Source organism: Streptomyces sp. 4F14 (genome assembly GCF_048159485.1).
GTDB lineage: Bacteria > Actinomycetota > Actinomycetes > Streptomycetales > Streptomycetaceae > Streptomyces.
The window spans coordinates 1-426 of the sequence record NZ_JBLRVY010000152.1 but is presented as its reverse complement, the minus strand read 5'-3'; the positions used below and the strand labels follow the sequence as shown (position 1 = coordinate 426).

At 61.5% G+C, this 426-nt stretch carries 1 protein-coding gene; it reads right to left on the bottom strand.

What is annotated here, in order from left to right; genetic code table 11:
- Positions 1-19: 19 nt before the first annotated feature.
- A partial coding sequence (locus tag ACLZOT_RS50075) for an Lrp/AsnC family transcriptional regulator (protein WP_416975999.1) occupies positions 20-426 on the bottom strand: 407 nt, incomplete at its 5' end.

Below are 426 nucleotides of genomic sequence, written 5' to 3'. Positions count from 1 at the left end.
CAGGCGGGCCGGCAGACAGTTACAGTGCGGTCCAGGTGTACGGCAGCTTGTGTATGTCGATGTAGCTGAACGTCTCCGTTGATGTGATCCCAGTGATCTGGCGGAGCGCTGTCCCAGTCAGGTGGTACAAATCCTCCCGGCTCGCGCAGCTGACCTCCAGCAACAGGTCGTACGGCCCGGTAGTAGCAGTAACTACTTCCACTTCGGCGATGTCTCGCAGGCCCTGCACCACGTTAGGAATGGGCCCCTGTACACGCAGGCCCACCCCTGCCTGCACACGTTGACCGTACAGAAGCTGGTTGGTGATGGTCACGATCCTTACCACGCCGCGTTCGAGAAGGCGCAACACGCGGCGGCGTGCGCTGGCGTAAGGCACACCAGATTGCTCCGCCAGTTCCTTGAAGGTTGCTCGGCCATCCCGCTGGA